This window comes from Candidatus Dependentiae bacterium, from assembly GCA_018266175.1.
In the GTDB taxonomy this organism is placed as follows: Bacteria; Babelota; Babeliae; order Babelales; family RVW-14; genus JAFEAY01.
On sequence record JAFEAY010000016.1, the window covers coordinates 83,487 to 89,888 of the forward strand.

Sequence of the window (6,402 nt, forward strand, 5' to 3'; positions counted from 1 at the left end):
ACTACTCTTTTATAAATTTTCAAATACCTTTCACAACAAGAATAAAGGAGCTTTCGTGAAAAAATACCTAAAAACTATTACTTTTGTTTCTCTTATGACGGTAAGCACTTCACTATTCATTAATGGTGAAACATTAACTATTAATGGCGTTGGTACATTTTCAGAAATTATCTCCAAAGAAGAAATCAACAATCGCGTGATGGAACTAGGTGCTCAAATTGATCGAGATTATGCAGAAATAGAAGACTCAATCGTCTTTATAGGTATATTAAACGGATGTTTGCCATTTCTTTCAGATCTTATGCGAAATGTGAAACATTTAAGTAAAATGGAGACCGTTCGTGTCTCAAGTTACCATGGAACATTACAGTCATCAGGAACTATCCAACTCAAGTATGATTCAATAAAAGAAAACTCTCTGCAGGGAAAACATATTATCATTGTCGATGATATTGTTGACACCGGACTTACCATGCAATGGCTCATAGAACACTTCACAAAAAAAAGCCCTGCTTCAATAAGAATCGCTTCCTTGATTTTAAAAGAAGGCTGCCAATCAAGTCAAACTCCAAACATTGACTACGTTGGATTCATCAGCTCTCCAAAATTTTTGATTGGATGTGGCCTTGATTATAACGAAGAATACAGAAATTTACCGGGTATTTGGGCACTTACGTCGTAAAAAATAAAATCTCCCCAAAATAAAAGGCGTACACATCTTTAGGTACGCCTTTCTTATTTTAATTTTTTGAGTAATCAGTTTCAATGTAACAAGTAGGAAAATAAAGCCTATCTCTTTGACAACACTTATTGATCGCTTGATATGAATCTTTTAAGGGCTTGAGCTAAAAACTCAGACGCCTGAAGCACAATTGATAGATGCGATGCATCAAAAACAAGCTGGGCAGATGATTTACTTTTTACTTCTTCACTCAAATGCTGATTAAACCCAACCAACTTTTCTGGAATAAACTGCTCATCGCGACTTCCTACAAAAAGAGCACACGGCTTTTTGAGCTTGCCAAACAACCCTTTAGCATTGTACGGCGATGTTGCAATTGCCATCGTAGTTGTATAAGAAGTAATAATATGAGAATCTTGCTTCATCAAGCGTTCTGGATAATTGAAAAAAACCGCTTTAGTGTGGCTTAATAACCAGCCGGCTGAGAGCATATGAGCTATAATTGCCCAGATTCTAACATTTTTAACAAATCGCTGATCAGGCTGCACTGTATCGGAGTCACCACCTAAAAATGGGGCAATAAGAAAATAACCATCAACTAAATTACTCGTTTCCCAGCCACTATAATTAAGTATGACACCGCCGCCTGAAGAATGACCTCCAAGAAAGAGTGGCAAGCTTGGATATTTTTCTTTCACTAAGCGCACAGTATCATCGACATCCAGCCAGACCTGTTGAGCACTGGGTGCGTCACCTCGCGGCCCACCAGAGTTTCCATGCCCTCGAAGGTCTGCCAGAAAAACTGCTACAGGAAATTTCTGTGTCAATTCTCGCGCCATATTTTGATAAAGCTGATTACTCCAAAAACCACCACCATGATAAAAAATAAGCGTAGCTTGCGGTGCTGTTTCAGATAAAAAAGAATAGTAAGCAAGATTGAGGCCATCTGAAGATTTTAAAAATTCTGGCCGCTTTAAACCATTCTCAGAATCTATGTTTTGAACCTCTTCAAAATGGAGTGAGTCTTCCATAATATCCTCTGTATTATTTTGTGTGCTGAGTAAATAAATTGGAGTGCTCGCTGACAAGGCGAATAGAGCAACAAGTAATAATGCTTTTTTCATAATCTCTTCTATCGTCAACACTTATAAACTTATTCTAATGGAATAACATAAAACAATACTCGCTCAAAAGAGATCTTTGTATTATAACAAAGCAAAAAAATACTTTACCGTTAATATAAAAGTCACCACCGTAATGCTATGCAAAATCAGATGCTCAAGATTTGGAATTGGGTGATCATTGATGGCCGGTAAAATAATAATCGTTGATTTAAACTTTTTATTATAAACAGTCTTCCAAAGCTCAGTTGGCCCAAAAAAGTATGGCTTCCACCAGGTAAAATATTCACCCATTAATAACAATATAAAAAGAACAACCGAAACTCCAGCCATAATTTTACCGCCAAATAGCGTTGCAAAAATTGGAATCCCCATAGCAAATGCACAGCTTCCACATTCCAAAAGCTGCTGCTTACGCGTATAACTTTTGATATTATTAAACGGATACAAATCAAAAATTGTCGTTACTTGATGGTATACCAGATGAAATACCTGAAAAAACAGGGCTAGCCGCCACAATGTAAACATAAAAACTCCCAATAAAAAAACCCCTAACTTTTACATTAGGGGTCAAATTTAATTCTGGCAGGACCTATTTTCCCGGGCCGTTACCAGCCAAGTATCTTGGGCGCGTGTTGCTTAACTGCTGTATTCGGAATGGGAACAGGTGTTTCCAACAAGCTATAGCCACCAGAAATTTTGCATGATTCATTTAAGAATCAAAAGTTATAATAAATTTTTAAAATCTTATGCGCTTGATAGCAATTCCAGCGTAAGAATTATAATTTTCTCGAAAAAGAAACCCTCGACTTTTACATCGAGGGTCCTAAATTAATCCTGGCAGGACCTATTTTCCCGGGCCGTTACCAGCCAAGTATCTTGGGCGCGTGTTGCTTAACTGCTGTATTCGGAATGGGAACAGGTGTTTCCAACAAGCTATAGCCACCAGGAAATTTTGTATGATTCATTTAAGAATCAAAAGTTATAATAAATTTTTAAGATCTTGAGTGTACGCGATTGCTCACGTACACTCAGATTTTTTATAGTCTAATTTGCGATATAAATTCAGAGATAGATTTACTCATTAACAATTAATAGAGTCTCAGTTTTTACTTTATCTACGTCTGCCTTACGACAAACGCAAGTTGTAGTTTTAAATTAAGCGTAGATAAAACATTCGATTTATTAGTACTGGTTAGCTTAATACATTACTGTACTTCCACACCCAGCCTATCAACCTCGTAGTCTTCGAGGAATCTTATGTACCTTACGTACGGGATATCTAATCTTGAGGTGAGTTTCCCACTTAGATGCTTTCAGCGGTTATCTCGTCCAAACCTAGCTACCCAGCTTTGCTCTTGGTGAACAACTGGAACACTAGAGGTTTGTCCATCCCGGTCCTCTCGTACTAGGGACAGCGCCTCTCAAATATCCTACGCCCACGATGGATAAGGACCGAACTGTCTTACGACGTTCTGAACCCAGCTCGCGTACCGCTTTAATTGGCGAACAGCCAAACCCTTGGGACCTTCTCCAGCCCCAGGATGCGATGAGCCGACATCGAGGTGCCAAACCTCCTCGTCGATATGGACTCTTAGAGGAGATCAGCCTGTTATCCCCGGCGTACCTTTTATCCGTTTAGCAATAGCCCTTCCATTCAGAACTACTGGATCACTAAATCCTGCTTTCGCACCTGCTCGACTTGTTTGTCTCGCAGTCAAGCCCCCTTCTGCTTTTGCGCTCTTAAGGCGATTTCTATTCGCCTTGAGGGGACCTTTGAACGCCTCCGTTACAGTTTGGGAGGCGACCACCCCAGTCAAACTACCCACCAGACAATGTTCTTCATCCGGATTACGGAAAAAAGTTAGATTTTCAAACCAGCAAGGGCGGTATTTCAACGTCGGCTCCATTGTGGCTAGCGCCACAACTTCAAAGCCTCCCGCCTATCCTACACATGATAATCCAAAAATCAATGTCAAGTTATAGTAAAGGTGCACAGGGTCTTTCCGTCCTATCGCGGGTACCCGGCATTTTCACCGGGACTACAAATTCACTGAGTCTCTCATCAAGACAGCGCTCAAGTCGTTACGCCATTCATGCAGGTCGGAACTTACCCGACAAGGGACTTCGCTACCTTAGGACCGTTATAGTTACGGCCGCCGTTTACCGGGGCTTCGATTCAGAGCTTCTCCTTACGGATGACCCCTCCTGTTAACCTTCCGGCACTGGGCAGGCGTCAGACCATATACTTCCTCTTACGAGTTCGCATGGCCCTGTGTTTTTGTTAAACAGTCGCTTGAGCCTCTTTGTTGCAACCAACAACCGCTTTTCCTGATTTCACAGAATAACGGCGTTGGCACCCCTTCTCCCGAAGTTACGGGGCCATTTTGCCGAGTTCCTGAATGAGAGTTATCTCAACGCCTTAGAATTCTCATCTCGCCCACCTGTGTCGGTTTACGGTACGATCACTTTTTTGCTCCCTAGAGGTTTTTCTGGTCAGCGTAGAATCAGCTGAACACATCTCTCACTTTGATTGATGCGCCCATTACGTTTCAGGTTTATGATTGTGCGGATTTGCCTACACAATCCCCCTACGCGCTTAGTCTGGCAATCCATTTTCCAGATCAGCTTATCTTCCTGCGTCACCCCATCGATCAACGCTAAAAGTGGTACAGGAATATTTAACCTGTTTTCCATCGCCTACTCCTATTGGCCTCGGCTTAGGTATCGACTAACCCTGAGTGGATGAACCTTTCTCGCGGAACCCTTGGGCTTACGGCGAACAGGAATTTCACCTATTTTTTCGTTACTTATACCAACATACTCACTTCTCAAGCACTCTACCTGTCCTCACGGTCAGGCGTTCAACTTGAGAACGCTCCTCTACCACTGTATATTATTCATATACAATCCATAGCTTCGGTGATTCGTTTAAGCCCCGTTCATGCTTCAGCGCAAAAACACTTGACCAGTGAGCTATTACGCTTTCTTTAAAGGATGGCTGCTTCTAAGCCAACCTCCTGGCTGTCTGTGTATTTTCACTTCTTTTCCCACTTAACGAATACTTAGGGACCTTAGCTGATGGTCTGGGCTCTTTCCCTCTCGACTATGAAGCTTATCCCCCACAGTCCGACTCCTGACTTCGGCTTTACGGCATTCAGAGTTAGCAAAGATTTGGTAAGCTCACGCCCCCTAGTCTAAACTGTGCTTTACCGCCATAAAGAATTCATCAAGGCTATACTTAAATATATTTCGAGGAGAACCAGCTATTTCCCAGTTTGATTAGTCTTTCACCCCTAACCACAGGTCATCGCAGAAGTTTTCAACCCTCACGCGTTCAGACCTCCATCTCGTATTACCGAGACTTCATCTTGCCCATGGTTAGCTCACTAGGTTTCGGGTCTACCCCACGCTACTAAATCGCCCTATTCAGACTTGCTTTCGCTACGGCTCCAGCCTTTCCAGCCTTAACCTTGCAACGTAGGAGTAACTCGTTGGCTCATTATGCAAAAGGTACGAGGTTGCGCATACGTATATATCGCTTCCTCCGATTGTAGACACTTGGTTTCAGTTTCTATTTCACTCCCCTCCCGGGGTTCTTTTCACCTTTCCCTCGCGGTACTTGTTCGCTATCGGTCATCAGGTAGTATTTAGCTTTACCCAATGGTCTGGGCAGATTCCCGCGGAATTTCACGTGCTCCGCGGTACTTGGGAGTATAATTATTACATAACTCTGATGTTTCGCTTACTGGACTATCACCATCTACGGTCGCCATTTCCATGGCGTTCAACTACATCAGTAACATAACCTTACAAAGTCATTTGCAAGATACTACATCCCACTTCCCTCATACTGCAACGAATGACTTCTTACACAGCATAAGTTTTTAGCTATATCCCATTTCGCTCACCACTACTTAGGGAATCACGTTCGTTTTCTTTTCCTCGCACTACTTAGATGTTTCAGTTCATGCGGTTCGCCTTCTTACCCTATATATTCAGATAAGAATATCGAGACTCCATCTCGATGGGTTTCCCCATTCGGACACCTTCGGGTCAATGTTTTATTGGCAACTCACCGAAGCTTTTCGCAGCCTTACGCGTCCTTCATCGCCTCCTGATACCATGGCATCCACCAAATGCCCTTTTCAATTATCTACAAACTCTCATTAACTGTCTTGAGTAAACCCAATTAATTTGTTCGCGTATTACTTATATCATTAGACTATATATTTCAAAGATCTTAAATCTTTCTTCAATTCAATTTGAATGTGCTAGATAGTATAGCGATTTTTATACCTGAGTCAAGAGAATCTCTAAATTTTTATTACACCTGTATAGGCGCTAGAAACAAGTTCTAGCATTAATCTCCCTCGAAAGGAGGTGATCCAGCCGCAGGTTCTCCTACAGCTACCTTGTTACGACTTCACCCCAGTCACTCTCCTCACCTTCATTACCCGCCTCCTGTAAAGGTTAGCTAAGATAATTTCGGGTGTAGACAGCTCCCATGGTGTGACGGGCGGTGTGTACAAGGTCCGAGAACGTATTCACCGCGCCGTTCTGATGCGCGATTACTAGCGATTTCAACTTCATGAAGTC

General features: G+C 42.1%; 3 protein-coding genes and 4 rRNA genes. 1 reads left to right on the forward strand and 6 read right to left on the reverse strand.

Going from position 1 to position 6,402, the window contains the following annotated elements:
• The first annotated feature begins 55 nt into the window (after positions 1-55).
• The gene (gene hpt / locus JST56_03795; protein MBS1988093.1) at positions 56-682 is read left to right on the forward strand and encodes a hypoxanthine phosphoribosyltransferase; all 627 of its coding nucleotides are present in this window, start codon (positions 56-58) and stop codon (positions 680-682) included.
• Between the two features lie 125 nt (positions 683-807).
• Here the strand turns inward: hpt and JST56_03800 are convergent, their stop codons facing one another.
• The 6 genes from JST56_03800 to JST56_03825 all read right to left on the reverse strand — a co-directional run.
• A complete protein-coding gene (locus tag JST56_03800) occupies positions 808-1,806 on the reverse strand; it encodes an alpha/beta hydrolase (GenBank protein MBS1988094.1) in 999 nt (332 codons plus the stop codon).
• 81 nt (positions 1,807-1,887) lie between these two features.
• Positions 1,888-2,331, reverse strand: a complete 444-nt coding sequence (locus JST56_03805; GenBank protein ID MBS1988095.1) for a hypothetical protein — start codon at positions 2,329-2,331, stop codon at positions 1,888-1,890.
• 52 nt (positions 2,332-2,383) lie between these two features.
• Positions 2,384-2,498, reverse strand: a 5S ribosomal RNA gene (rrf, locus tag JST56_03810).
• 140 nt (positions 2,499-2,638) lie between these two features.
• Positions 2,639-2,753, reverse strand: a 5S ribosomal RNA gene (rrf, locus tag JST56_03815).
• A 214-nt stretch (positions 2,754-2,967) separates the two neighbouring features.
• Positions 2,968-5,961, reverse strand: a 23S ribosomal RNA gene (locus tag JST56_03820).
• 218 nt (positions 5,962-6,179) lie between these two features.
• Positions 6,180-6,402 (reverse strand): 16S ribosomal RNA (locus JST56_03825); the annotation flags it as partial.